Raw genomic sequence first — 25,856 nt, forward strand, 5'->3', positions numbered from 1 at the left:
GTGCAAAGGTGCACAAAAAAACCGAGCAAATTTAGCAGTTTTGTTTAATTAATATAAAAAAAATTGACAGTTTATAGGAAAAGGGCTTTTTCTAGCTTATCAAGAGCTATATCTGACATGCGTTTTTTGCTTTCCTTGGTCCATCCTGCTATATGTGGGCTTAGAAATAACCTTCCTTCTTCGACTAGTTTTTTTAAATTATCAGTAAGTCTAAATGGCTCTTTTTCAAAGACATCAAGCATAGCCCTCTTGACCTTACCATTGGCGATGGCTTGCCACAGATCTCCTTCTTTACATATTCCTCCACGCGAAGTATTGACGATATCTATGGATTTGTTAAATTTTTGAAGGTAATCTGAACAAATGAGTTGAGAAGTCATCTTATTGAAAGGTATATGAAAAGAAACGACGTCCGCATTTCTAAAAATTTCATCCATTTCTGTCTGTCTCGCTCTCGAATTTTTTATTCTGTCCTTGACATCGACAATATCATAAACCAAAATCTCAGTTTTAAATCCAGATAGAAGATTGACTAGCTGGCTTCCATTATGTCCACAACCTATAACGGCAAGCACCTTATTACTCAATTCTTCACCTCTATTCGGTTCTCTAGACCACTGTCCAGCTAACATTTCACTTTGAGATTTGCACAAATTATTGTAGGAAGAAAGAAGAAAGCCAATGACATGCTCTGCCACAGCATTGGCATTTCCCTCTGGGGTAGATATCACTACAACATTTTTTTCTTTACAAGCATCCTGATCGATTATTTCCAAGCCGGAGCCTATCCTGATAACAGCCTTCAAATTATGAGCATTGTCCAGCAAATCTTTATTGACAAGAATTTTACTATTGACTACTAGCACTTCAAAATCTGATATACTATTTTTTACATCCTCTGTAGTGTAATTCCATTCTTGAGCACATACATAACCCAATTTTTCAAGTCCTTTTGTCAAGTCTGGGTGAAATTCTTCGGTGATAAGCGCCTTCTTCATTATGCGAGGTCCTTTGATAATTGACAAAAGTCTTCCAAACTCAGTTGTTCTGGTCTCAAGTTTTTCAATGATTCAAATCTATCCGTTTCTAAAAATTGAATTCCCTTTAAAGAATTACTGAGCATTTTTCTACGCTGGTTAAACGCTGCCTTGACTAGTTTTTTTAATTTCGTGTAATCAGCTAGAGGCTTATCTCGTCTCATCATTTTTATAATTCCTGATACCACTTTGGGAGGTGGGTCAAAGGCTTCTGCAGGTATATCGAATAAATACTCGACTTCATAGATTGATTGCGTCAAAACACTCAAAACTCCGTAGTCCTTAGTCCCGCTCTTGGAGGCAATTCTTTTAGCTACCTCTTTCTGAAACATACCCACACTATTCACGACATAGTCCGAATTTTCAATAATCCAAAACATTATTAAATTGGAAATATTATATGGATAATTTCCTACAACAGAAACTTCTCTGCCCAGTATTTTGTCGATTTCAAATGTTAATACATCTTGGTGAAAAATACGATCTTTCAATTCTGGAAATTTCTTGGGCAATTCTAGGACAAAGCGATCATCTTTCTCTATAAGGTAGAAATCCTGCGTTTTTATAGAAAGCAGATGGGCGGTAAGAGCTCCCATACCCGGACCCACCTCGATAAGGATATTCAATGGCGATAGCCCCTCAACGGCAGCTACTATGCTCTCCAAAACAGACTGATCTGCCAAGAAATGCTGGCCAAGGTTCTTTTTGAGTTCCAATTAATAGGGGTTTTTAAGGATATTAAGAATCGAAATTGACTTATTTTATTAGATTTGCAAATTTACAAGCAATTCTAATTACTTATTCACATTAAATATAAATTATGTTAGATTCAAAACCAATTCAGGTCAGTGCAGGAAAAATCTCCAACGCAAAAGAAAAGGTCTTCCTTATGGAAAAAGGAACGGCAAATGCCAAAATGGGATTCACTCCTTGGGAACTCGCTGAGCTTAAAAAATCTGCCGAAAACGGTGGAATTGCGATTCTTAGAAATGAAAAGGATACTAAAATAGTAGTTCAAATAGAAAAATTGGATAAAACTAATCTAGCGAAATCCAAAGAAGAATGCAGAAGAAAAGGTTCTACGCTATTCAAAGAGACGAAAAAGTTTCAAATTGAAAATCTTTGTTTGACCTCTTACGCTGAGGATACTCAACTATTGCTATCGCTCGCAGAAGGCATCGTACTTTCAAACTATCAATTTCTGACCTACAAGTCTGATAAGAAGAAAAACTATTTGAAAAAGTTAACCGTTGATGACGCTAAATTAAAAGCTTCTGATTTTACAGAATTGAATGAAGTTTTGACTGGAGTATACTTTGCGAGGACCTTAGTCAATGAGCCCGTCATTACACTAACTGCCGAGCGATTGAGCAAGGAAATTCAAAAATTAGGCAAGATCGCTAGCTTCTCAGTAAAAGTTTTAGATAAAAAAGAAATTGTGAAGGAAAAAATGGGTGGTTTATTAGCCGTCAATTCTGGATCTCAGCTTCCTCCTACCTTCACTATCATGGAATATAAGCCGAAAAACGCTAAAAACAAAAAGCCTTATGTACTGGTAGGTAAGGGTGTGGTTTATGATACAGGAGGACTTTCACTAAAACCTACTCCTGGTAGTATGGATTCTATGAAGTCTGACATGGCTGGTGCTGCAGCAGTAGTAGGGACCATGTATGCAGTAGCAAAAAATAAATTGCCTATTCATGCAGTGGGACTCATTCCAGCTACAGATAATAGACCAGGTGAAATGGCCTATACACCTGGTGATGTCATCACATTGAGAGGTGGTATAACAGTAGAGGTTCTCAATACCGATGCAGAAGGTCGATTAATTTTAGGCGATGCACTTGACTATGCAAAGAAATACAAACCAGAATTGGTTATGGATTTAGCCACCTTGACAGGTGCGCAAGTATTGGCCATAGGACAATATGGTGCAGCTATCATGGGTTCAGCTCCACAAGAAGTTAAAAACCATCTATCTAAAATAGGTTATGAAACACATGAAAGAGTAGCTGAAATGCCATTCTGGGATGAGTATGATGAACTCATCAAGTCTGATATAGCGGATATAAAGAATGTAGGTGGCAGAGAAGGTGGTTGTATCACTGCAGGTAAATTCTTGGCTCATTTTACTGATTATCCATGGATACACATAGATATTGCGGGTCCATCATTTCTCACTAGTCCTGAGCATTATAAAACAAAAGGCGGCACTGGATATGGCGTTCGATTGCTATACCATTTCCTAAAATCAAAAATATAGATGTCTCTAGAAGAAAAGAAAAAACCTATAGTAGGAATCACCATGGGCGATGTCAATGGCATCGGCCCTCAGGTAATTCTCAAGGCATTGGAGGAAGAACGGATCTACAAGCAATGTCAAATCGTTGTTTTTGGATCTGAGAGTGTGGTTCAATTTTACAAAAAAGCACTACCGAATATTAAAACGAATTTTCACGTTTTACAAAAGCAAAACGAGTACAAGCTCCATGCTAAATTGCCTAACCTTATCGAATGCGCAGATAAACCTATTATAATCAATATGGGTGTGTCTAATGAATTCTCTGGCTCTATGAGTTTGCGCTTTATTAATGATGCTTTATTTTATCTTCAGCAAGGAAAAATTGATGTCCTCGTCACTGGCCCTGTGAATAAGGCCTTTATTACAACCAATCCTCCTTTTTCTGGTCATACAGAATATCTGGCACACAAAGCCAACGTAAAAGATACCTTAATGATCATGAATGCAGATGCTTTGAGAGTAGCTATGGTCACTCAGCATATACCTATCCAAGATGTATCTAAAACCTTGACTACTCAGTTGATTTATGATAAAATAAAATTATTCAATCAATCTCTCACCTATGATTTTGGTTGTCAAAGACCTAAGATAGCTGTATTAGCACTGAATCCTCATGGAGGAGAAAATGGGAAAATAGGTAAGGATGAAATAGAAAAAATAGTACCTGCTATTAAAAAAGCAGAAGCAGATAAAATGATAGTTCAAGGTCCATTTTCTGCAGATAGTTTCTTTGGCGGTGTCAAATTCCCTCATTTCGATGGTGTACTGGCTATGTATCACGATCAGGCTTTGATACCGTTTAAATACATATCAGGCTGGGATGGTGTCAACTTTACCGCCAATCTTCCCTATGTGAGAACTTCTCCAGATCATGGTGTGGCTCTGGATATCGTAGATAAGGATATAGCAGATTTCACCTCCATGCATCGTGCCATCACGAATGCGTTGGACATATATCACATGAGAGCCAGGCAAAAAACCATGCGAGAAAATCCACTTCCCAAAATAAATCTAAAAAACCTTTAGGAATTATTTTATCCCATTCTGTGTTGATAAAGAAAAACAAATAATATGCGAGCTCCGATAGAAATTTATTTCGAACAAACTCCTAACCCTGAAAGCTTAAAATTGGTAACCAGCCAAATTTTGCTTCCCAATATAATTATTGATAGAAGACGTGGAGAAGATACCAGCGAATTTCCATTAGCAGAAAGTCTTTTCGAAAAATTTGAATGGCTAACAGGGGTTTTCGTATCCAACAATTTTGTGACCTTAACCAAAGGAAGCCCGAATGATTGGTACGAATTTATGAATGAAGCGAGAGATTATGTTAAAATGTATATCGAAAATAATTTTGATATCGTTACAAAATCCTATCTGGACAATCAACTCGCTGAAAAATTGAATGAGCAAGATGATACTGTCGAAGGAAAAATAAAGGACCTGCTAGATAAATATGTAAAGCCCGCTGTAGAAAAAGATGGGGGCTTTATTGCTTTTCACTCATTTGAGAATGGCTTGGTCAAGCTTAAAATGCAGGGATCATGTAGTGGCTGTCCATCTTCTCAGATTACTTTGAAATCAGGAATTGAGGGTCTTCTGAAGCGAATGGTTCCAGAAGTGATGGAAGTAGAGGCCGAAGCAGGATAATTAGTTAATTTGAAAATGAATCAATTTAAAAATGGTTCTTTTGATATGGAGATGAGTTGATTTGATGATGTGAAAATGAGAAAATATATCAGGAGTATTAAGTATTAGGTACAAGGTATTGGGAATTTTTGTGTCTTTTTACCTTACACTTTAAACTTTTGACCTTACACTTTAAACTAAATATATGCAAGCACGATTAGATTCCATTTATGATAAAATTCAAAAACTCGTTGCCCTCAATAAAGAGTTAAAAACTGAAAATGAGAAATTAAAATCTGAACTCGAACTATCTAGGGATGTGCAGAATAGATATAAAATTGACTTGGAAAAATTACTAATTGAAAAAGAAAACGCAGAAAATAAGTTAAAATTCAATACCTTAGCGGTCGAGAATTTAACAAAAGAACAAATAAAAGCTCAAATAGATCAATATATATCTGAAATAGATAACTGTATAGCGCAGATAGAGAAACTATGAGTCAGCAGGAGAGAGTCCATCGAGAGGTGGTCATAGCTAATAGAACGTATCCCCTCAAAATCTATAAGCAGGATGAGGACAAGATACTTAGTATAGTTAAATCCGTGAATCACAAGATAGAACAGTTAAAATCTGTCTATGATGCAAAGGATAACCAAGACTATTTAGCCATGTGTATACTTCAATTATACGCACAGCAAAATAGCTCTCATCAATCAAGCTCTGCTTCTGACAATAGTTTAGAGCCCGAAATCGAAAAGATAGAAGGGCTGCTCAATGAGGCCTTAAATTAGTTAACTGCTTATTTTAGAGTATATTGATTTAATAACATCATTAAATTAATATTTAAACTAGTTCAAAATTTATGGAAAATCCATTAGTATTAATTGTCTTAGGAGTTATAGGTCTTCTAGGCACATTGGCTGGGTTTATTTTCGGAAAGAAAAGTGTCTCTTCCGATGTCACTAAGCTCGAAGAAGAAAGCAAAAAAGAGGCACTTCGTATAGTAGAAAACGCAAAAAAAGAAGCGGAAAACATTAAGAAAAATCAATTAATCGAAGCTAAAGAAGAAAAGCTAAGACTAACCGCCGAATTTGAAAAATCGACGCGTGATAGAGAATCTAAACTCATACAAAAAGAAGCAGATTTTAAAAACCGACAATCACAGCTATCTCAAAAGATAGAGCAGCAATCTAGAAAAGACAAAGAGTTAGAAAACGAAAGAAACCTCTTAGCCAAACAAAAAGAAACACTCGAAAGAAAACAGCAAGAAGTAGAGAAACAGCATGTTACCTTTCAACAAGAGCTAGAGAAAATCTCAGGTATGTCCAAGGAAGATGCCAAGCAACAACTTATAGAAAGTGTTCGAGCTAAAGCTGAAAGCGAGGCCTTGAAGCAGTCTAAAGTAATCATTGAAGAAACAATGAACAAGGCTAATAAGGAAGCTAAAAAAATAATTATTCAATCAATTCAAAGAACCGCTTCGGAATACGCCATTGAAAATACGGTGTCGGTTTTCAACCTTGATAGCGATGACCAAAAAGGTCAAATCATAGGTAGAGAAGGTAGAAATATCCGAGCTATTGAAGCAGCTACAGGTTGCGAATTGGTTGTAGATGACACTCCCGAAGCCATTATCATCTCTGGATACGATCCTATTCGTAGAGAAGTCGCCAGACTCTCACTTCAACGACTCGTTGCGGATGGACGTATTCACCCTGCTAGAATAGAAGAGGTCGTGCAAAAAACTCAAAAACAACTCGAAGACCATATTGTAGAAATTGGAGAGCGCACAGTACTTGACCTTAATATTCAAGGCATGCACCCAGAGCTGATACGTTATGTCGGACGTATGCGATTCCGCTCTAGCTATGGTCAAAATCTCCTCATGCACTCTCGAGAGGTTGCCAATCTTTGTGCTACTATGGCTGCAGAATTAGGTTTAAATCCTAAATTAGCCAAGCGCGCAGGTCTATTGCATGATATAGGTAAAGTACCTGATGAAGAGTCCGAACTTTCTCATGCTATATTAGGTATGAAAATTTGTGAAAAATATGGCGAGCATCCATCCGTTTGTAACGCTGTAGGTGCCCACCACGATGAAATAGAGATGAAGTTTATGATTGCTCCGATTATTCAAGCCTGCGACTCTATCTCGGGTGCAAGACCTGGTGCTAGGCGTGAAGTGATGGAAAGCTATATGAAGCGTATTGCAGAGCTAGAGCAAATTGCAGGAAGCTACAAGGGCGTAGAAAAAGCCTATGCTATCCAAGCAGGTAGAGAACTGAGAGTCATAGTAGAAAGTGATAAAATAAATGATAAAGAGTCTGAGGACTTATCCTTCGAAATAGCTCAAAAAATTCAGAATGATATGACTTATCCTGGACAAATCAAAGTAACTGTCATTCGAGAGAAAAGAGCGGTGAATGTAGCGAAGTAATAAAGAAATTAAGGTTTTTAAACACCTAGATAACCCAAAGATTGCTGATTGATGCTTTCTTTGGGTTATTTTTTAGCTGCCAAAATGTCTTTTTTACACTTTTGGAAAGCAATTTGATGTATAGTACTTTAAAGAAAAAAGAAATCTAAATGGAAGAGAACAAGAAAGAAGAATTAGAATTAGAATTAGAACAAGAAAATTCTCAGAACATTGGTGATGAACAAACAGCCTCAAATGTTGAACAGAAAGACACAGAGGCAGAAAATTCTTTAGAGGCTCAGCTGGCTGAGCAGAAAGATAAATTTCTCCGTCTGTTCGCCGAATTTGATAATTATAAAAAACGAGTGGCTAAAGAGCAACGTGAATTCTATGCCATAGCAGGAAAAGATATAATTCTCGACATGATATCTGTTAATGATGATTTCGAGAGAGCATTAAAATCATTCGAAGGTTCTGAAGATTTGTCAGCCATCAAAGAGGGAGTTCAACTTATATATGACAAACTCAATAAAACAATAGAGAAAAAAGGAGTGAAAAAAATAGAGGCTAAGGGAATGCACTTTGATGTAGAGAAGCACGAAGCTATTACGGAAATACCAGTGTCCGATGATAGTCAAAAAGGCAAGGTCATCGATGAGATTGAGAGCGGATATATGATGCATGAAAAAGTGATTCGATTCGCTAAAGTGGTTGTTGGGAAATAATATTATACAATTTAAAAATGGGTCAATTTGAAAATTTGAAAATGAATGTATGATTTAAGATTATTTAAGTTTAAAGACCTCTATCCACTCCCAGTTATTGCCACTGGAAATATTATTCAATGAATAACTGACAACTGAATCACTGACCACTATACAAACTACCCACTAGTAAATGGCTAAAAGAGATTATTACGAAATATTAGGCGTATCGAAAAACGCCACTGAAAAAGAGATAAAAGATGCTTATCGCAAGTTAGCGATTAAATATCATCCCGATAGAAACCAAGGTGACAAAGCTGCTGAAGAAAAGTTTAAAGAAGCCGCCGAAGCCTATGATGTATTAGGTAATGCTGAAAAAAAGCAACGCTATGACCAGTTCGGACATCAAGCCTTTGATGGAAATGGTGGATTTGGCGGAGGCGGAGGTTTTGGTGGTATGAATATGGAGGATATTTTTCGAAACTTCGGCGACGTATTCGGCGGTGGCGGAGGTTTCGAAGATTTCTTTGGTGGAGGTGGTAGAGGCCGCGGTGGTAGCAGAGCAAACAGAGGCTCAAGTATTCGAATCACCACGAAACTAACTCTGGAAGAAATAGCCAAAGGCACCACAAAAAAAGTCAATATCCAGAGAAAAACAAATTGCAGTGGCTGCAAAGGAAGTGGAGCAGCGAATGAAGCCAATGCTAAGGAAAGTTGTAAAAGATGTAATGGGTCTGGAGTCATAAGAAAAGTTCAATCTACGTTTTTAGGTCAATTTCAGACAGAATCGGTCTGTCCGACCTGTGAAGGCAAAGGTGAGGTCATCATAAAACCATGTAAAGAATGCTCTGGAAAAGGAGTCAATACATCAAAAGACACCATAGAAATCAATATTCCTGCTGGAGTTCAACAGGGTATGAGCCTCTCTCTTCGAGGCGAAGGCAATCAAGGTGAAAATGGCGGTAGTAGAGGCGATCTAATTGTACAAATAGAAGAAATAGAGCATGCAACTTTTATTCGTGATGATAAAAATATCATCTACAATCTCAATATCAATTTTGCTAAATTAGCTCTAGGTGCCGATGTAGTAATTCCTACTATCGATGGAAATGTCAAAGTCAATATCAAACCGGGTACTCAGGCGGGAAAAATTTTACGATTAAGTGGTAAAGGAATCCCAGATGTCAATGGCTATGGCAAAGGAGACCAGTTGATTGTTATCAATGCTTGGACGCCACAAAATCTCACTTCAGAAGAGAAAAAAGCAATGGAAAATCTAGTCAATGCGAGCAATTTTAATCCCGATGTCAATGCTAAATCTAAAGAAGGATTCTTTAGTAAAATGAAAGACTTCTTTAGTTAATCCCTTTCAGCAACTTCACTTAAGAGAATTAAATTTTATTCCATTTTACAAACCATGTTATCTTTGTCATAGTTTAAATTAACATTTATGGAGGATAATTATTTAATCATAAGAGAATATGAAGAGAGGATAAATGACTCTAAATCCTCCGTCCATGTGAATTTTATCGAATTTAAGCATTCGAATGGATTATACTATTTCGCCTTGACAAAAGGGGATAAAGTAATCCTAAGAAGCGAAGGCTACAAAACTGAATCATCGAGAGATCAGGGAATTCATTCCGTTATAAAAAATTGTGGTGACAAAAATAACTATCGCACAGAGTCGGCTCATGGTGCCCACTTTCTCATATTGCTAGCAGGAAATCATAAAGAAATAGCAAGAAGCTATCCTATGAAGGAGGAGATAGAGACATTCATAACCTTGAATAGTATAACTTCAAATACTGGTGATACAAATCAAAATGTCATAGAAGATCATCTAACAATAGCTGAGGAAAAGGTCGTCACACCAGTTGCCCCAGAATTAGAAATTATAGAAGAGCCTAGTGTAGAAGAAGACAAACCGAGTGAGCTGGAACACAATGAGACTAAAATAGATGTTGATCCACCAGCTCCACAAGACAAGGTAGAAGAACCTACAAAAATTATAAGTTCTCCTTTACTTGAATCTTTTCAGAAAGAAATTACAAGCTCTGAGACCAAGGAGGTATTCGAGAAAAAAGAGATAAAGCCAGAATTAGATGATTTTGAAATCGAAGAGGATATTATCTACGAAGCCGAACAAATCAATAACGAAGTTCAACTAAATTCCGAAGAGTCTAAAGAAACTACAGAAGAAAATAAAACTATTGATGACTATGTTGAAATAAAAAACATACCTAATACTCATTCTAGCGAAATCAATTCTGAGCCTAAGAGCGAGCTTGGAAGAATACTAGCTGAGGAAGAAAAATCAAGCAAAGGAAGTCTGAAATGGCTGGGCTGGCTAATCTTACTAATTCTTACTGGAGCATTAATATGGTGGCTGACCCAAATGAAAGGTTGTGACACCATAAAGTCATTGACAGGATTAAATAATTCTAAGGATTCGATAGCAAGCGCATCAATCGACAAAATAAAATCTGTAGATTCACTCTCCGTTGACCAAGCCTCTATAGAGGCAAAAGCCACCTGGGAAAAGACCCTAGGAGGAATGGTATCTATTCGCCTACCCGATGGCTCCCTCATCAATGTTCCTGAGAATGGCACAGAGCGCAAATTAGTGGAATATTTAGAAGCAAAATGCGGAACGAGTGAACTCAAAAAAACTTGGTTTGATATGGATAGAATTTTATTCAAGTCGGGTACAAATCAACTAAAAGAAATTTCTGATGAACAAATTACCTTGATTGCTAAGATATTTAAATCCTATCCTAAGAAGAAGTTTAAAATAGGAGGCTACACAGACAACGTCGGTGACCCTGAAGCAAACATTCGATTATCTGCCATTCGTGCGGAAGCAGCTACTAGAGCTATTATAGCTAAAGGAATAGATTCAGCACGCTTGCGCTATGAAGGATATGGACAAGAACACCCTATCTGCCCAGAGAATAATACCGAAGAATGCAGAGCTAAAAATAGACGAGTAGCAATACGCGTCGATTTTTGTGAGTAAAGCAATTACTCTTTCAAGACTTTTATTGTGTGCATTTTTGACTTTTCTTCTATGATAAGCCAATAAATGCCGCTCTTCATTTTCAATTCCTCACTATTGAACTCCAAGGTCTTGGTCCCTTTTTCAAATTCTTGTGAATAGACCAATCTACCGCTGATATCAATAATTCGTAAAGAAATAATAGGCGTTTCACTCTCAACCTTAAAATCCTTTATAATTGGATTGGGATAGACAGAAATAGCCTCCTTATCTGCGGAAACAATTCCTGAGCGCACACGACCACCATTGGATATCATATCATTTCCCTTTGTACTCGTAACCGTATCGCCATCTTCAAGCGCTAAAAAGGCTGTTTGATTATTCAAAACTCTATACTTAAGACTAATTTCTTTTGTTTCATCATTGGTTACATTCTGGCTAAACATATGAGCCCAGTTTTGATATAGGAACTCGCCGGTTCTGTTAGATTTTAGTGTATCGGATAATGTAAAAATAGTGGAACCTATTTTATACTTGAGCTCTATTGGTTTTTCAAAATCCATTTCTCCTACAAAGCTGCCACACTCATTATACAAGCTATTTGGTATCAAAAGACCCTTAGATGTATTGTAGTTTTGATAGACAAAACCTCCTGTCCTTAATGGGATTTTCACACCAAAAGAACTAATTGATTTTGTCAAATTTGTTAATTGTTTAGTCGATAATCGCAAATCATAGAAGCACTCATCTGCAGTTAATTTTTGATGATAAAATGAAAAGGGCTCCTTCGCATTTTCATTGAAATATTCAAGGTAAAAACTTGGATTAGTCACCCACTGATTATTTTGGAGTCGAAAAGTTACACTGGTGCTATTTTCATTTATTATACTGCCAGTAAGCGGGAAAACGAGGTGCTTAAATTTGACATTTGATTTATGATGAACTATCAAACTTGTGGTAGAACTAGCACTCGTCAATTTGAGTATATCCGTAGGCAACTCTATAAACTCTCGTCCATTATCTTCCACTTTGAAGGGAATACTATAGGCTATTTTTACTTTTCTAGGAAATACGGTAGATATAGGGAATATTTTGAGAGAATATTGATTGTCCCAGTTCTTTTGCAAGATGGAAGGATCTATTTTACGATTCACAATGGAATCATAAACCCTATTAGCTTCTCCTCTAGGAAGTATTTTAGCTCGGATGATAGTAGTGGCATTGAGCCATAAATAAGAATCATAGAAGAAAGCCTCCGGAGCTAGCTTAAAATTTAATCGTGCTTCTAATAGATTATCCTTGTAGGTAGGTAGATTTCTCCTGTAGTTATTAAAATGTAAATTCACAGAGTCCACATAAACTGTAAAAGTTAATTCTACCTGAGCACGGTGTCCATCGGGTATTATCTCAATTTCCGTATTATCGATTATACCTTTATGAATCGCCCAGCTGCCTTGTGTAGGCAAGATAGCTAAGTCAGAAAATTGAGCCTGTAAAAAAATAAATGTCGCTGAGAAAACCAGAGTTAAAAACTTTTTCATAATTTATTAATTTAAAGATGAACAATATGCCTATTTGCAAACTAGACAAAAAAACTAGTACAAAAATAATTCAAGAAATAAACTTGGTTGTTGCAATCTGTTATAAAAAATTTGCAAAAAATGATATAGTTGAGACCTACTTTAACATATCTCGAATAGAGCTATCCCCAATTTTGACATCGGAGAGTCGTCCTACTCCGTTTTTTACATATACTAGGGCATAGGTCGTGTGAATAGTATCCAATTGTCGCTCACGATAAATTTTTTCTGCCGCATAGGCTTTGGATTCTTCCATATAGTATTTATCGAATGGGAAAACAAGATTGGCTTTATTTTCATTCCCTACAGTCACGATATAGCTTATAGTAAGATAGAGATAGTCTTTGTTTTCTGGCTTAGATTTTTGCAATGAACGAATACTTGCAAATCCATTCACATTTTCTAAAATACCGTATGCTTTATCTCCTTGGGACCAAATACTGTCATTGGCTATATTACAGATATTGTCTTTAAAATTTAAAGTGATATACTTTCCTCGAAATGGGTCATTCGGGTCTATAGGTGCCGTTCTAAACCTATAAGGGGTGCCTTTAGCCAATATACTTTCACTTTCCCAAACCATAGAAAAAGGAACATATAATTGAGCGAAAGCCATCAGTGTGAAAGCAAGTATTAGAAACTTCTTTTTATCCATCTTCCCTTCGTTTCTTTATCATCCAAAAATTCGTAGCAAAAAAACCAAGCCCTAGACTGACGAAAATTAGACCGCGCCATACAAAACTAATATCGGTATCAAAAAATCTGCATGCGACTAGGATGGTGATAATTATGAGTCCATAATTTAGCACCCCTAGGTGATTCATATTCGCACCTTGCCTTATAGTCAATACACCTATACTAAGAATAAGAATATTGATTAAAATTTGTGCTAATTGTGGGAAAAATTGTCCTATTATAAATATGAAGCTATATACTATGAATACTGGCATTATAGGCTGTAAATTATCTCGCCATTGGGATCTCCTATCATTAAAGTAATAATAGTAAACTAGAATAGCGCTCACAAAAAATAAAAGTGCAAAATAAAATGTTTCTGTTTGAAATATCGAAGCACTCCATATAACTTCTCGCATAGTCCTCCAAAAATCTTGAAAACTAGCTATAAATAAGGTGACCATGGTAGCCATAGAGCCATACAGAATAAAACCATTCGATAAATGACCCTGTTGTGAAGACTTATAGGTATACCCCAACCCATAGAAGCATGAAAACAAGGCAATGAATGTAATACTTAATAAATGAGGGAATTCGCCAGCTAGTGAACCTACACCACAAGACAAACTAATTGAAATGAGAAAGCTATGAAAGTTTATGAAATTAGTTTCTTTTCTATTCTTAAAGAGAAAAAATAAATGAGGGACTATGGCTAAAAACAGCAACCAATATAAAAAGTTAAACTGTCTACCATGCGTCCAAGAATTACTTTCAAATAGAAAATAAGTAATCAAAAGAATATATAACAAAGATGCTATATGAGATCTAGCAATATAAACTATAGGCAACACAAGCAGACTCCAAGTCAATAAAAAATCACCTAAATCTCCTTCAATATTATATATCTGACTAATAAGTGAGATGCAAGCACCAATAGCGAAAATCAAAAAACAGGCGCTAGCTTCTCGCCAGGATGTACTCTCCTTTTTTCTAAAAATAGAATACCCAGTGGCCACCTGACCTAGGACTAGTGGAATAAAAGCAAGAAAAGTTTTAACTCCTCGAGCTAGATCATCCCAGTTATGCGCTATAATTAAGATAACACCTAGTCCTACTAATAATGCTCCTAAAATACCAAATACAACAACCAGTCTGTTTGGGGAAGATATTTCTTTTTGCTTGTAATAATTGGAGATAGCATCTGCTATCTCTGGACTTATTACGTTTGCCTTTAATAATTCTTCAATATCTCGTTTCACCACTAAAAATTACTGGACCTGGGCACTAGTTTTACCGAAGCGACGCTCTCTCTGCTGAAAATCTCTAACACATTCCCACAAATGTTCTCGCTTAAACTCTGGCCAGAAAATAGGTAAAAAGAAAAACTCCGCATAAGCTAATTGCCAGGTGAGAAAATTAGATACTCTCATCTCATTTGAGGTGCGAATCATAATCTCTGGATCTGGAAAACTACATGTGTAAAGGTTATCTGTTATGCATGTCTCGTCGATATTTTCAATCTTTAAATCACCTTTTAAAACTCTGTTCGCAATAGACTGAACTGCTTGAGTTATCTCTTTTTTTGATCCATAGTTCAATGCTAAGATTAAAGTCAATTCCTTACAGTGAGCTGTATCTTTTTTAGCTTGAAGTAAATGCTGATAAGAAACATGAGGTAGCTCATCTATGGCACCGATTGTTTCTAATCGAATATCATTCTTCAGTAGCTCTGGTGTCTCTCCGACTATAGCCTCTACGAGCAGATTCATCAAAAAATCAACTTCTTCCTTCGGTCTATTCCAGTTTTCCGTAGAAAACGCATAAAGTGTGAGATACTTCACCCCAATTTCCATACATCCCTTGATAGCTTCTCGTACAGACTCCACTCCATTTTGATGCCCAAAAGTTCTATCCTTACCTTGACTCTGTGCCCACCTGCCATTTCCGTCCATGATGATGGCTATATGTTGTGGTAGTTTTGATTTATCTATATCGTTGGTTATCATTTCTATTCGATGGAATAAGGCAAAGTTAAAAGTTTTGAGATTAAAAAGAATTAATTTAATCAACCATAGTCAACATTCTTCTATTTTTGTAGTTATCGTAAAAATGATTGTAACTAAGATGAAAAAACTAAAAATGGGATTAGCTGGAGTGTTCTTTACATTCGCTGCCTTATTTGCCATCTCTTTTAAAGATGTAGACTATTTCGAGATATCTAAAAATATTGACATTTTCGTTTCACTTTTCAAGGAGCTCAATATTCACTATGTAGATAAAGTAGAGCCTAGCCACGCTATAAGAGTAGCGATTGATGCTATGCTCAAAGACCTAGACCCTTACACGGAATATTATTCAGAAGCCGAAACAGAGGATTTTCGAATTCAGACCACGGGAAAATACGGTGGTATAGGTAGTCTTATCTCTCAGCGGGACGAATTTGTTATTATAGACGAACCCTACGAAGGCATGCCTGCACATTTGGCTGGCTTAATACCCGGTGATCGAATTCTAGAAATCGATGGAAAGTCTATGAAAGGAAAAAAAACTGATGATGTAAGTAAGCTTCTCAAAGGACAGGCGGGATCTTCGTTCAAACTCACTTATGAAAGACTTCAAGCAGATGGCACCTATAAAAAAATGACTACGGAAATCACCCGTAAAGAAATAAAACTCAAAAACGTACCGTATGCAGGTATGATTTCTAATGATATTGGGTATATAAAATTGGAGAGTTTTATGGAAAATGCTGGTAATGATGTCCGTACTGAGTTTTTAAAACTTAAGGAAGCTAATAAAAACATGAAAGGTCTTGTGCTAGATTTACGAGGAAATCCTGGAGGACTTCTCCATGAGGCTGTAGATTTATCTAATATATTTATTGATCAAAATAATGAAATCGTCAGCACAAAAGGAAAAATTCAAGAGATGCAGTCGACCCACAGAACCAAGCGAAGAGCAGATGATGCTAATATTCCGCTTATTGTGCTTACGAATGGTGGATCTGCATCTGCTTCGGAAATCGTGGCTGGTGCAGTTCAAGACTATGATAGAGGAGTAATTTTAGGTGGGAAAACATTTGGCAAAGGACTCGTTCAAAATACGCGACCATTGCCCTATAACACGCAAATGAAAGTAACTACAGCTAAATACTATATCCCTTCAGGAAGATGTATACAAGCAATAAATTATGCTGAAAAAAACCCAGATGGCTCTGTTAAAAAAATTCCCGACTCTCTAAAGATTCCATTTAAAACGAAAGCTGGTAGAGTAGTATATGATGGGGGAGGCATAGATCCCGATGTAAAGACTAAAAAAGAATACCTAGCTCCTATTATTTTCTATTTGATGGCAAAAGGCGTTACTGCAGATTTTGCAAATCAATATGTAGCAAAAAACCCAAAGCCAAATTCGCCTAAAACATTTAGACTGCCCGATGCAGAATATGAGAAATTTATACAATATGCAAAGTCTAAAAACTTTAACTATGATTCCGAGGTGGACAGGGAACTAGCTAACCTCAAAGAAAAAGCAGAAGGAGAAAAGCTCATGCCTAGTATTCAAAAAGCCTATGACGAGCTAGCAGCCAAGGTTAAGGAAGCAAAAAATAATGAGTTTATGACACACAAAAAAGATATTCATGAGTATCTGGAAGGTGAAATTGTGAGAAGATACTTTTTCCGCAAAGGAGTTGTAGAGCATGATTTCGAGCATGATGAAGATATCAAAGAAGCTCTCAAGTTATTTGCCAACCCCTCAGAGTATAATAAATTACTTAAAAAATAATGATATGAACTTATCTCCTACACCCATTATTTTAGGGCTATTAAGCCTATTTTTTGTCATCACTTTTTTACAATCAGGAATAGATAAACTTGTCAATCGAAATGGAAATTTATCTTGGTTTCAGTCGGCTTTTGAAAACACAGTTCTTAAGCCCATCATCACTCCACTTTTTTATTGGATAACACTTCAAGAATTATTCGTTGCTGGTTGGATGTTAGTCGCAACTTACTGTTATTTGTTTTGTGAATGCTATTGCTGTGTGTTTACAGAATGGGGCTTTGTCTTGTGTTTAGCTCTTTTAATCCAGCTGTTTAGCGGACAACGCATAGCAAAAGACTATGTCGGGGCATCTGGAATTATTCCTTATATCTTAACAGCCTTGGTTGCCATCGGGCTATTCTCTAGTTGTTGTTGTTGCTAAACTAGTCGATGAATAAATTTGTAGTCACCCTAGCTGGAGATTCTGGCGATGGTATTCAGTTATTAGGAAATGCTTTTTCTAATAACGTTGCTTTAGAAAATCTCGACCTCAATACCCTTTCTGATTTCCCTGCGGAAATACGAGCGCCTGCAGGCACAGTTAGCGGCGTATCTGGATTTCAAATTCAGTATGGTGGTGAAAAAATTAATACTGCTGGCAATAAATCTGATGTATTCATTGCCTTTAATGCTGCAGCGCTTAAGAAGTATTTCAAAACCTTAAAACCTACTGGTGTACTAATCTATGACCCAAGTGGCTTTGATACGAAAAATTGCAAGTTAGCAGGGTTTGATTTGTCAGAACTAGAAGCTATTCCCAATAAAAAATTAGAAGTAGCATTTTCTGGTATGACCAAAGAGGCACTCCTAGAATTTAAAGTAGAAGATAAAGCAAAGGATAAAAATAAAAATATTTTCGCTTTAGGATTTCTTGCTTTTGCTTTGGAATCTTCGATAGATAAAACCCTAGATTTGATTAAAAATAAATTTAAGGGAGATCAACTTGAAATGATGGAAGTAGCTCTCAAGAAAGGTTTTCACTATGGTGAAACTATTGAGTTTTCACTTGAAAAATTAGATGATAAAGCTCATTTTAAAGAAGGTTATTATAGAAACATTAATGGAAATTCGGCAATAGCTTTAGCGATTCTTTCTGCTCCTAAAATTTTTGGTCGAAATGTTTTCTTTGGAGGATATCCTATTACACCTGCATCCGATATTCTTCATGAATTGGCTAAGACGAAGATGAAAGAAGTGATTGTAAAACAAGCCGAAGATGAAATCGCAGCAGCAGGCATGGCTTTAGGTGCTGCCTTTGCAGGGAATATAGGGATTACCGCATCATCTGGTCCTGGCATAGACCTAAAGCAAGAAACTATAGGTCTTGCCCACATGGCAGAAATCCCACTACTAATTATAGATGTGCAGCGCGCTGGTCCTAGTACTGGCTTACCTACCAAGGTAGAGCAGTCGGATTTAAATATGGTGATCAAGGGACGACATGGGGATTGTCCTGTGCCGGTAGTAAGCATAAGAAATCCCTCTAGCGCATATGATACCACTTTGCAAGCTATAGAAATGATGATGCGATTTCAGACACCTGTTTTTTTATTGAGTGATGCCCTCATTGCGAATGGCAGTGAACTCTGGGAAGTACCACCCATCGAAGCTCGAACCATTGATTTTTATAAGAGCGATTTGCCTTTTTCACGATCTGAAGATAGCTTAGTAAGACCATGGACAGATTTGGGTCAAGCAGGTGTAAACTATATCGCTGGAGGATTGGAGAAAGATTATCACACAGGTCATATTTCCTATGAAGGACAAAACCATCACAAGATGGTAGAAACACGGTACCAAAAAATTCTGAAAATGTCTGAATATATCCCAGATTGCGTTTTAGAGAAATTCAGTTCGGAAAAAGGGACATTGATATTAAGCTGGGGTTCTACCTATGGAGCTACCAAAGAAGCTTTCTCTGAACTAGCTAAACAATTTCATGAAATAGCCCACTTACACTTAGATTGGATATTTCCTTTTCCTAAAAACTTTCTTTCCACAATAAATTCTTATGACCAGATAATTGTGCCAGAACTCAATCATGGTCAGTTTGCTGATTATCTTGGAGCATTTTATAAAAAACCAATTTTTAAAATCAATAAGTTGAAAGGAAATCCATTTTTTGAAGAGGAATTAACAGTAAAGATTTCAGATATACTGAATTAACTATGATTCATAAAAAGACGTTGCTCTTCCTTCTATTGATTATAGACAATTCTTACTTTGCTCAAAACATTGGGTTTGAAGATATACTAGAAGGACAAAATATAAATTTTACCAAAAGCATCCTGACCACACTTACCAGTCCACAATTTGAAGGAAGAGACATAGAACGAGAGAGTATTTCACGAAGCATTGTTTATCTCGAAAGTATGTTGCGAGCATATAATATCAAAACCTATTTTGATAATTATCGAATACCCTACAAAATAGATGCTAATAAAACAGGATATAATATTGTAGGACTCTATCGGGGCAATCTGAGAAAACGCTCAGCGATACTTATTACTGCTAACTATGACAATCTAGGAATGGCTAAAAATAGGACTACCAAGGATAGTTTTTTTAAAGGTGGTAATGATAATGCCACAGGAGTCTCCGCCGTTTTTCAGCTAGCGCTTTTCTTTAATAAAATCAAACCTCGTGAAAATATAATCTTTGCCTTCACTTCTGGGAAACACAAAAATATGATAGGTGCTGGTTTTCTCGCCGATACACTTATGAAATACGATTACTTGGACATTAAATATGTAATTAACCTAGAAATGCTGGGGCGACCTTTCCTCGAAGGTAGGCAAAATCTGCTCTGTGTTCAGGATTCTGCCAATACACTCATGAACCAACTTAATAGGTATATACATCCTGAATTTATCCAATTAGCTCACGGCGATGTATTTCGTGAAAGCTTTGAGCATGAGCCATTCTTTAATGTGCTTAAGGTCCCAAGTATAACCCTTACATCCTTCAACTTTGAAAATGATAAATACTACCTAACTGTTAAAGATGATTTAGATAATCTATACCTTGAATATTTGCATAGAACTACTGCTAGAATTACTCTAGCCCTTTATTCATTAATTAATGAAAATAGAGTAGTAAAATTTGGAGAAGAAGAAAAGGAAAAGTAATAAGTTGACATCAATTTATATTACCTATGTATATTAAAAAATATTTAGAAGAATTTCGGCTCTTTGCTACGAGTGGCAACATGTTTGACCTAGCGTTAGGAGTTATCATCGGTGCAGCCTTTTCTACAGTGGTAGATAGTCTATCTACCGATATTATCGGGGATTTTATAGCTGCCTTAGGAGGTGTTCCAGATATGTCAGGACTTACAGTACCCTTTTTAAAAGGGCAGATACATGTAGGAAAATTTTAAAACACGCTTATCGGCTTTCTCATTAAAGCTGCAGTTCTATTTGCCCTAGTCAAGGTAATCATGAAACTCAAACTCGCCAATTTTCGTGCACAAGGAAGCAGAGAGTGTCCTTATTGCCGAGAATTTATTCCAGTCGATGCTATCAAATGTAAACATTGTACCTCAGATGTGAAAGCCATCATAGATGGTGATGAAGGAGCAGATGAAAGGTAGGTACTAGATTTAAAAGTAGAAAGCGAATCTGTCTCCTGAGCAGCAAGAGTACTAAGGGAATCAATAACCCTTTACGCAAAAAAAATTGGAATGTGGGCAATATCGGATTCGAACCAATGACCCCTACGTTGTCGACGTAGTGCTCTGAACCAGCTGAGCTAATTGCCCCTTAGAAAATAGGTGTGCAAATATAGAAAATAATTGTATTCCAGATTTAAAAACCTTCATGTATTTTCGGAATTAGATAGCCTAAGCCAGCCCCTATAGCATATCCTATGAAAATATCCGTAGGGAAATGCTTGCCCGCCTTCCAGCGAAGATAACCCTGAACAGCCGGTAATACAGCGGCACTAGACCATATTATTGGCGCTAAATTCTTATTTTGACCATTGGCAGTGAGCATAGATGCGGTGAAAAATGCTGAACTAGCCGTGAAACTAGTATGTCCAGAGAAAAAAGACATGCGGGCATCCGCTTTTAGCTTCTCTGAGAGGGGCACATTTTCATTATACACAAATGGTCTGGTACGTCTCACTAGTGATTTAACAAGCAAAGTACTACCCGCATTGATCAGGTAAGTTTGAAGCAACATGGTCGTTTTTTCTCCTAGTTGATTTCGCTGATTCGGGTCAAGCATTATCGTCGTAGGCAAAACCAAAGAACCTAAGAGCAACTTGTCGCTCATTCCCTTCGCTTTCAGCGAGTAGTTATAAGTCGCCGTTCTATCTAGCCCATCTAAGACATTGCGAGAGAGCTTTTCAATATCTTCTACTCTTAATACAGAAGTATTTCTACTCTGTATGGCACCTAAGGCATTGAAACTAAGACCTGTGGCAAAAAAACTAATTTCTCTTGCTAGACTCAGAGAATATGTAGAGTTTTGTCCGTACAAAGTCATTATGGATTGAAATAACAAGTAAAAAAATATTGAATGTTTAGCCATAAAACAAAAATCCTAAAAATGAATTTAATTCGCACATATCTTTTCTATTAGTATTTCCCTAATTATTTATCTCTTTGACTGGTTGTTAGTAAGTTCCACATAATTTTTCTTCCTTCGTTTATAATTTGACGAAGAAAAATTATGTGTACATTTGTCATCTTTTACCAAACTATGCAGTATTCCCCCAGTGCGATAGACCAGGCGGCTAAGAAAATATGGTCAGATAAAGATATTTACAAAATAGAAAACGATATTTCTAAGCCAAAACATTATGTCTTAGAGATGTTTCCCTATCCCAGTGGCGCTGGCTTGCATGTAGGTCATCCACTAGGCTATGTAGCTAGTGATATCTATGCACGATTCAAGCGGATGAAAGGTTTCAATGTACTGCACCCCATGGGTTTTGATAGCTTCGGCTTGCCTGCAGAGCAGTATGCTATTGAGACAGGCAAAGACCCTAGAGACACCACCAAGGAAAATATAGCTACTTATAAGAATCAGCTCAATAAAATTGGTCTAAGTTTTGACTGGTCGAGAGAAGTCGTGACGAGCAGCCCAGAATATTACAAATGGACGCAGTGGCTATTTATCGAAATGTTTAATTCTATTTATTGTTATGAAAACCTATGCGCTTATTCAATCGATGTCTTAATAAGACATTTCGAAGAGCATGGGAATTATAACAATACCGCCTTTACCAATAACCAAGTCAAAGCCTTTTCAGCCGAAGAATGGAAAAACTATTCTGAAAAAGAGAAAAGTGATATTCTGATGAACTATCGCCTCATCTATACAAGTATGGGTGAAGTCAACTGGTGTGAGGCTTTAGGAACTGTACTCGCAAATGATGAAGTCATCAATGGGCGAAGTGAGCGCGGAAATCACCCAGTAGTCAAAAAGAAAATGCGACAATGGTCGCTGCGAATGACAGCTTATGCCGATAGATTATTGCAGGGACTAGAAGAAGTAGATTTTTCCAATTCATTAAAAGATCAACAACGAAATTGGATAGGGAAATCTACAGGAGCTCAAGTTACTTTTCCGTTAGTAACCAATAGGTCATTCATTGTATTCATTGAGGCTGCATTGAATGATAATTCAAATGACAAGACTTCGTTTTCCTTGGGTGCAATTGATGATTCATTTTCTCAAATTTTATCTGAAAAATCTGGGATTAAACTAAATCAAGAATACCAATTTGAAATTGACAACTACGCCGTTAGGCATATTTTCGAGCGTCATGGCAATACCTGTCTAGAAGAGAAACGTGGACAAAAGAGCGTAAATTCTTATGATTTCGAACTATTGATGGATGTCTTATTGAAACCAGACAATGTCATATACGGAGGTGTAAACTTGCGAGGACTTCCAACTATAATTTTCACTAAGCAAATAAGAAAAGCAAATTATGTAGCTGTATTTGAGATTAGAAAGGGAAGAAAAAAAATAAACTTAAGTACCTTTAGAATAAATAAAGGGAAGACTGGACTACAATCTTCCCTCTTAATCGAGGGAGCTATGCCTTCTAGAAATCTAGAATCCTTCTCTGAAACGCCCAAGACGATACTCGATAGTGCAAAGATAGACAAAATATATCTAACCAATAGAAAAAACATACTAGTTTACACTACTCGTCCTGATACCATCTTCGGAGCTACCTTTATGGTGATGGCACCTGAACATACGATAGTTTCTAAGATAGTGACCGATGAATATAAAACGAAGGTCAATGAATATATCGCTTATTGTAAATCGAAATCGGATATAGACAGACAAGCCGAAAAAGAAGTAAGTGGACAGTTTACGGGGGCTTATGCTATTCATCCATTCACTGGGAAATTGCTTCCTATCTATATCGCCGAATACGTATTGATGGGATACGGCACGGGTGCTATCATGGCAGTGCCAGCAGAGGATGAGCGAGACAGAAAATTTGCCGAGAAGTTTGGTATAGAGATTATCGAAATATTTGATAAAAAAGGAATAGAAAAATCGGAAATTGGAGACAAACAAGGTATTCTTAAGAATTCTGATTTTATAAATGGACTGAATTGGAAAGATGGCTTCGACAAGGTGATAGTACGAATGGAAGATGATGGTATCGGAGAACGCAAGACGCAGTTTCGACTTCGCGATGCTAACTTCAGTCGTCAACGATACTGGGGCGAACCTATTCCTATTTTATGGAAAGATGAAATACCTTATCCATTAGATAAGTCTCAATTACCTTTATTAAACCCCGATGTAGATTCTTTTCTTCCCTCAAAAGATGGACAAGCGCCCAATGCTAGAAATGAAAAATGGGTGCATGAAATAGAAGGCTATACGCGTGAAGTAGACACTATGCCTGCTTTTGCAGGTTCTTCATGGTATTTCCTCCGTTATATGGATCCACAGAATGACAAGGAATTTGTATCGAAAAATATAGCTAAGTATTGGGGGCAAGTCGATTTGTATCAAGGAGGATCTGAACACGCCGTAGGTCATCTTTTGTATTCCCGCTACTTCAATCACTTCCTTTACGACCGAGGTTTTGTCTCACATAAAGAGCCTTTCAAAAGGTTGATTAATCAGGGGATGATACAGGGTAGAACGCAGTTTGTTTATCGTTCTAATGAAAATGAAAACATATTTATCTCTAAAGGATTAATAAAAAAGGATACCGAAGTTACACCAATTCGAACTGATGTAAATATGGTAGAAAACGATGCTTTAGATATCGAAGCTTTCAAAAAATGGAGGAGTGAATTTGCGAATGCCCAATTCGAATTAGAAGATGGGAAATATATCTGTGGCTGGGAAATCGAAAAAATGTCCAAGTCCAAATACAATGTCGTTAATCCCGATGATATTATCGATAAATATGGTGCAGATTGTTTTCGAATGTATGAGATGTTTCTAGGTCCCATAGAGCAGTCCAAACCATGGAATACTGCGGGGATAGAGGGTGTATCCAAATTTTTAAAGCGTTTTTGGAATTTGTATTTGGATGAAAATGGCAATTCTAAAATGACCTCTACTGGAGCAACCACAGAGGAGCTAAAAGTGCTACATCGTACTCTCGATAAACTCGCCAAGGATATCGAAAACTTTTCATTCAATACTTGTGTGAGTGCTTTTATGATAGCAGTGAATGAATTGACATCGGCGAAAACATCGAGCCAAGATATTTTACTGCCACTATTAAAGGCTATTTGTCCATTTGCGCCCCATACTGCCGAGACTATTTGGTCTCAGTTGGGTAAAACGGGCTCTATCATCGTAGAAGAATTTCCTGCGGTAGATGAAAAATATCTCGTAGATGACACCATAGAATATCCCGTATCCATCAATGGTAAAATGCGAGTCAAGATAAACCTAGCTGCCGATATCGATGAGGCTCAAGCTAGGGAAGCCGCCATGACAAATGAAACTGTATTGAAATGGCTAGAAGGTAGAGAAATTAAGAAATTTATTTTCGTAAAAGGCAGAATGATTAATGTAGTTGTATAATTTAAAAATTATTACCAATACGGTGAACTAACGAATGCGACTTTAAACTAACTACTAAATTATAATGAAATATCAAATAAAAGAAACAGGAACCTACTTGCTAAGAGGTACATTTATCACTGCTCCTGTCCTAACTACATTTTATGTTATTTGGCTTATTCTAAATAATATTGACTCTCCTGTGCAGGAAATCTTTCATTCCATTTTTGGATTTAGAATTTATGGTTTAGGATTGATTACCGTTTTACTCGTCTTAATACTTGTCGGATTTTTAGGGACCAATATTTTAATGGAAAAACTTTTTAAAGGTTTCGAAGCTTTTCTTCTTCGAGTGCCCATAGTCAAAGAAGTATATAAAGCCATTCGAGATGTCATAGGTGCTTTCGCTTCAGATAAAAAGAAATTTGAAAAACCGGTTTTAGCTAGAGTGGGAGAAGGTATTCATCGTATCGGTTTCATCACTTCTGAGGATGTATCCAACTATGATATCAGTTCAGACTTAGTTTCCGTTTACTTTCCACTTTCTTATGCTTTTACTGGCGAGCTCTTACTCGTCCGCAGAGATTTACTCACTCCACTTGACACGAAAGATGTCAAAGATTTGATGAAGTTTGTCATTTCAGGGGGTATTGTCCATGGAGAGATTAAGTAGGACTTGTTTA

The 25,856-nt window shown here is 36.8% G+C and carries 24 protein-coding genes and 1 tRNA gene; 17 read left to right on the plus strand and 8 right to left on the minus strand.

Annotation, left to right across the window (positions count from 1 at the left end; all coding sequences use genetic code 11):
- Positions 1–71: 71 nt before the first annotated feature.
- Entirely contained in the window at positions 72–998 is a 927-nt protein-coding gene (locus JNL75_01090; GenBank protein ID MBL7788409.1) for a hypothetical protein, read from the minus strand.
- A complete protein-coding gene (rsmA, locus tag JNL75_01095) occupies positions 998–1,753 on the minus strand; it encodes a ribosomal RNA small subunit methyltransferase A (protein ID MBL7788410.1) in 756 nt (251 codons plus the stop codon). The genes JNL75_01090 and rsmA overlap by 1 nt, the downstream gene beginning before the upstream one ends.
- Before the next feature lie 104 nt (positions 1,754–1,857).
- Between rsmA and JNL75_01100 the strand changes: the two genes are divergently transcribed.
- From JNL75_01100 to JNL75_01140, 9 genes are all read left to right on the plus strand, one after another.
- Positions 1,858–3,300: a leucyl aminopeptidase gene (locus JNL75_01100; protein MBL7788411.1), complete on the plus strand. Its 1,443-nt coding sequence runs from the start codon at positions 1,858–1,860 to the stop codon at positions 3,298–3,300.
- The gene (gene pdxA, locus JNL75_01105; GenBank protein ID MBL7788412.1) at positions 3,301–4,365 is read left to right on the plus strand and encodes a 4-hydroxythreonine-4-phosphate dehydrogenase PdxA; all 1,065 of its coding nucleotides are present in this window, start codon (positions 3,301–3,303) and stop codon (positions 4,363–4,365) included.
- 45 nt (positions 4,366–4,410) lie between these two features.
- Complete coding sequence (locus tag JNL75_01110) at positions 4,411–4,989, plus strand: NifU family protein (GenBank protein ID MBL7788413.1); 579 nt, start codon at positions 4,411–4,413, stop codon at positions 4,987–4,989.
- Positions 4,990–5,173: 184 nt separating this feature from the next.
- Positions 5,174–5,467, plus strand: coding sequence for a hypothetical protein (locus tag JNL75_01115; GenBank protein ID MBL7788414.1), 294 nt, complete (start codon positions 5,174–5,176; stop codon positions 5,465–5,467).
- Positions 5,464–5,760: a cell division protein ZapA gene (locus JNL75_01120; GenBank protein MBL7788415.1), complete on the plus strand. Its 297-nt coding sequence runs from the start codon at positions 5,464–5,466 to the stop codon at positions 5,758–5,760. The genes JNL75_01115 and JNL75_01120 overlap by 4 nt, the downstream gene beginning before the upstream one ends.
- Positions 5,761–5,831: 71 nt before the next feature.
- Positions 5,832–7,406, plus strand: coding sequence for a ribonuclease Y (rny, locus tag JNL75_01125; GenBank protein MBL7788416.1), 1,575 nt, complete (start codon positions 5,832–5,834; stop codon positions 7,404–7,406).
- Positions 7,407–7,555: 149 nt separating this feature from the next.
- A complete protein-coding gene (locus tag JNL75_01130) occupies positions 7,556–8,110 on the plus strand; it encodes a nucleotide exchange factor GrpE (GenBank protein MBL7788417.1) in 555 nt (184 codons plus the stop codon).
- Positions 8,111–8,282: 172 nt separating this feature from the next.
- Complete coding sequence (dnaJ, locus tag JNL75_01135; protein MBL7788418.1) at positions 8,283–9,452, plus strand: molecular chaperone DnaJ; 1,170 nt, start codon at positions 8,283–8,285, stop codon at positions 9,450–9,452.
- A gap of 87 nt (positions 9,453–9,539) precedes the next feature.
- Positions 9,540–11,108, plus strand: a complete 1,569-nt coding sequence (locus JNL75_01140) for an OmpA family protein (protein MBL7788419.1) — start codon at positions 9,540–9,542, stop codon at positions 11,106–11,108.
- A gap of 5 nt (positions 11,109–11,113) precedes the next feature.
- Here the strand turns inward: JNL75_01140 and JNL75_01145 are convergent, their stop codons facing one another.
- The 4 genes from JNL75_01145 to JNL75_01160 form a co-directional block, all read right to left on the minus strand.
- Positions 11,114–12,628: a T9SS type A sorting domain-containing protein gene (locus JNL75_01145; protein ID MBL7788420.1), complete on the minus strand. Its 1,515-nt coding sequence runs from the start codon at positions 12,626–12,628 to the stop codon at positions 11,114–11,116.
- 136 nt (positions 12,629–12,764) lie between these two features.
- On the minus strand, positions 12,765–13,322 hold the full coding sequence (locus tag JNL75_01150; protein MBL7788421.1) for a GDYXXLXY domain-containing protein: 558 nt from the start codon (positions 13,320–13,322) through the stop codon (positions 12,765–12,767).
- On the minus strand, positions 13,315–14,601 hold the full coding sequence (locus tag JNL75_01155; protein MBL7788422.1) for a DUF2157 domain-containing protein: 1,287 nt from the start codon (positions 14,599–14,601) through the stop codon (positions 13,315–13,317). Before JNL75_01155 ends, JNL75_01150 begins: the two co-directional genes overlap by 8 nt.
- A gap of 9 nt (positions 14,602–14,610) precedes the next feature.
- A complete protein-coding gene (locus JNL75_01160) occupies positions 14,611–15,348 on the minus strand; it encodes an isoprenyl transferase (GenBank protein ID MBL7788423.1) in 738 nt (245 codons plus the stop codon).
- A gap of 118 nt (positions 15,349–15,466) precedes the next feature.
- Here JNL75_01160 and JNL75_01165 point away from each other — a divergent pair, with 118 nt between their 5' ends.
- From JNL75_01165 to JNL75_01190, 6 genes are read left to right on the plus strand one after another with little or no spacing between them, the layout of a single operon-like run.
- On the plus strand, positions 15,467–17,128 hold the full coding sequence (locus JNL75_01165) for a S41 family peptidase (GenBank protein MBL7788424.1): 1,662 nt from the start codon (positions 15,467–15,469) through the stop codon (positions 17,126–17,128).
- Positions 17,129–17,132: 4 nt separating this feature from the next.
- Positions 17,133–17,549 (plus strand): hypothetical protein, encoded by a 417-nt coding sequence (locus JNL75_01170; protein MBL7788425.1) that lies wholly within the window; start codon positions 17,133–17,135, stop codon positions 17,547–17,549.
- A gap of 8 nt (positions 17,550–17,557) precedes the next feature.
- Positions 17,558–19,333, plus strand: a complete 1,776-nt coding sequence (locus tag JNL75_01175; GenBank protein MBL7788426.1) for a 2-oxoacid:acceptor oxidoreductase subunit alpha — start codon at positions 17,558–17,560, stop codon at positions 19,331–19,333.
- Between the two features lie 2 nt (positions 19,334–19,335).
- Entirely contained in the window at positions 19,336–20,295 is a 960-nt protein-coding gene (locus tag JNL75_01180) for a M28 family peptidase (protein MBL7788427.1), read from the plus strand.
- A 26-nt stretch (positions 20,296–20,321) separates the two neighbouring features.
- Positions 20,322–20,546, plus strand: coding sequence for an MscL family protein (locus JNL75_01185; GenBank protein MBL7788428.1), 225 nt, complete (start codon positions 20,322–20,324; stop codon positions 20,544–20,546).
- Positions 20,547–20,606: 60 nt separating this feature from the next.
- Positions 20,607–20,759: a hypothetical protein gene (locus JNL75_01190; protein ID MBL7788429.1), complete on the plus strand. Its 153-nt coding sequence runs from the start codon at positions 20,607–20,609 to the stop codon at positions 20,757–20,759.
- 93 nt (positions 20,760–20,852) lie between these two features.
- On the opposite strand, the gene JNL75_01195 is transcribed toward JNL75_01190, so the two are convergent.
- A tRNA-Val gene (locus tag JNL75_01195) sits at positions 20,853–20,927 on the minus strand.
- 46 nt (positions 20,928–20,973) lie between these two features.
- Positions 20,974–21,675 (minus strand): phosphatase PAP2 family protein, encoded by a 702-nt coding sequence (locus JNL75_01200; protein ID MBL7788430.1) that lies wholly within the window; start codon positions 21,673–21,675, stop codon positions 20,974–20,976.
- A gap of 198 nt (positions 21,676–21,873) precedes the next feature.
- Here JNL75_01200 and JNL75_01205 point away from each other — a divergent pair, with 198 nt between their 5' ends.
- Both JNL75_01205 and JNL75_01210 read left to right on the plus strand, forming a co-directional pair.
- Positions 21,874–25,194, plus strand: coding sequence for a leucine--tRNA ligase (locus JNL75_01205; GenBank protein ID MBL7788431.1), 3,321 nt, complete (start codon positions 21,874–21,876; stop codon positions 25,192–25,194).
- A 64-nt stretch (positions 25,195–25,258) separates the two neighbouring features.
- Positions 25,259–25,846, plus strand: coding sequence for a DUF502 domain-containing protein (locus tag JNL75_01210; GenBank protein ID MBL7788432.1), 588 nt, complete (start codon positions 25,259–25,261; stop codon positions 25,844–25,846).
- The last annotated feature ends 10 nt before the right edge of the window (positions 25,847–25,856 follow it).

The sequence above is a fragment of the Chitinophagales bacterium genome (assembly GCA_016787225.1).
Lineage (GTDB): Bacteria > Bacteroidota > Bacteroidia > Chitinophagales > JADJOU01 > CHPMRC01.

Excerpts from the sequence above, each read along its gene's own strand:
- JNL75_01090 (MBL7788409.1), bottom strand. The coding sequence starts at position 998 with ATGAAGAAGGCGCTTATCACCGAAGAATTTCACCCAGACTTGACAAAA.
- JNL75_01100 (MBL7788411.1), top strand. The coding sequence starts at position 1,858 with ATGTTAGATTCAAAACCAATTCAGGTCAGTGCAGGAAAAATCTCCAAC.
- pdxA (MBL7788412.1), top strand. The coding sequence starts at position 3,301 with ATGTCTCTAGAAGAAAAGAAAAAACCTATAGTAGGAATCACCATGGGC.
- JNL75_01110 (MBL7788413.1), top strand. The coding sequence starts at position 4,411 with ATGCGAGCTCCGATAGAAATTTATTTCGAACAAACTCCTAACCCTGAA.
- JNL75_01115 (MBL7788414.1), top strand. The coding sequence starts at position 5,174 with ATGCAAGCACGATTAGATTCCATTTATGATAAAATTCAAAAACTCGTT.
- JNL75_01120 (MBL7788415.1), top strand. The coding sequence starts at position 5,464 with ATGAGTCAGCAGGAGAGAGTCCATCGAGAGGTGGTCATAGCTAATAGA.
- rny (MBL7788416.1), top strand. The coding sequence starts at position 5,832 with ATGGAAAATCCATTAGTATTAATTGTCTTAGGAGTTATAGGTCTTCTA.
- JNL75_01130 (MBL7788417.1), top strand. The coding sequence starts at position 7,556 with ATGGAAGAGAACAAGAAAGAAGAATTAGAATTAGAATTAGAACAAGAA.
- dnaJ (MBL7788418.1), top strand. The coding sequence starts at position 8,283 with ATGGCTAAAAGAGATTATTACGAAATATTAGGCGTATCGAAAAACGCC.
- JNL75_01140 (MBL7788419.1), top strand. The coding sequence starts at position 9,540 with ATGGAGGATAATTATTTAATCATAAGAGAATATGAAGAGAGGATAAAT.
- JNL75_01145 (MBL7788420.1), bottom strand. The coding sequence starts at position 12,628 with ATGAAAAAGTTTTTAACTCTGGTTTTCTCAGCGACATTTATTTTTTTA.
- JNL75_01150 (MBL7788421.1), bottom strand. The coding sequence starts at position 13,322 with ATGGATAAAAAGAAGTTTCTAATACTTGCTTTCACACTGATGGCTTTC.
- JNL75_01160 (MBL7788423.1), bottom strand. The coding sequence starts at position 15,348 with ATGATAACCAACGATATAGATAAATCAAAACTACCACAACATATAGCC.
- JNL75_01165 (MBL7788424.1), top strand. The coding sequence starts at position 15,467 with ATGAAAAAACTAAAAATGGGATTAGCTGGAGTGTTCTTTACATTCGCT.
- JNL75_01170 (MBL7788425.1), top strand. The coding sequence starts at position 17,133 with ATGAACTTATCTCCTACACCCATTATTTTAGGGCTATTAAGCCTATTT.
- JNL75_01175 (MBL7788426.1), top strand. The coding sequence starts at position 17,558 with ATGAATAAATTTGTAGTCACCCTAGCTGGAGATTCTGGCGATGGTATT.
- JNL75_01180 (MBL7788427.1), top strand. The coding sequence starts at position 19,336 with ATGATTCATAAAAAGACGTTGCTCTTCCTTCTATTGATTATAGACAAT.
- JNL75_01185 (MBL7788428.1), top strand. The coding sequence starts at position 20,322 with ATGTATATTAAAAAATATTTAGAAGAATTTCGGCTCTTTGCTACGAGT.
- JNL75_01190 (MBL7788429.1), top strand. The coding sequence starts at position 20,607 with ATGAAACTCAAACTCGCCAATTTTCGTGCACAAGGAAGCAGAGAGTGT.
- JNL75_01205 (MBL7788431.1), top strand. The coding sequence starts at position 21,874 with ATGCAGTATTCCCCCAGTGCGATAGACCAGGCGGCTAAGAAAATATGG.
- JNL75_01210 (MBL7788432.1), top strand. The coding sequence starts at position 25,259 with ATGAAATATCAAATAAAAGAAACAGGAACCTACTTGCTAAGAGGTACA.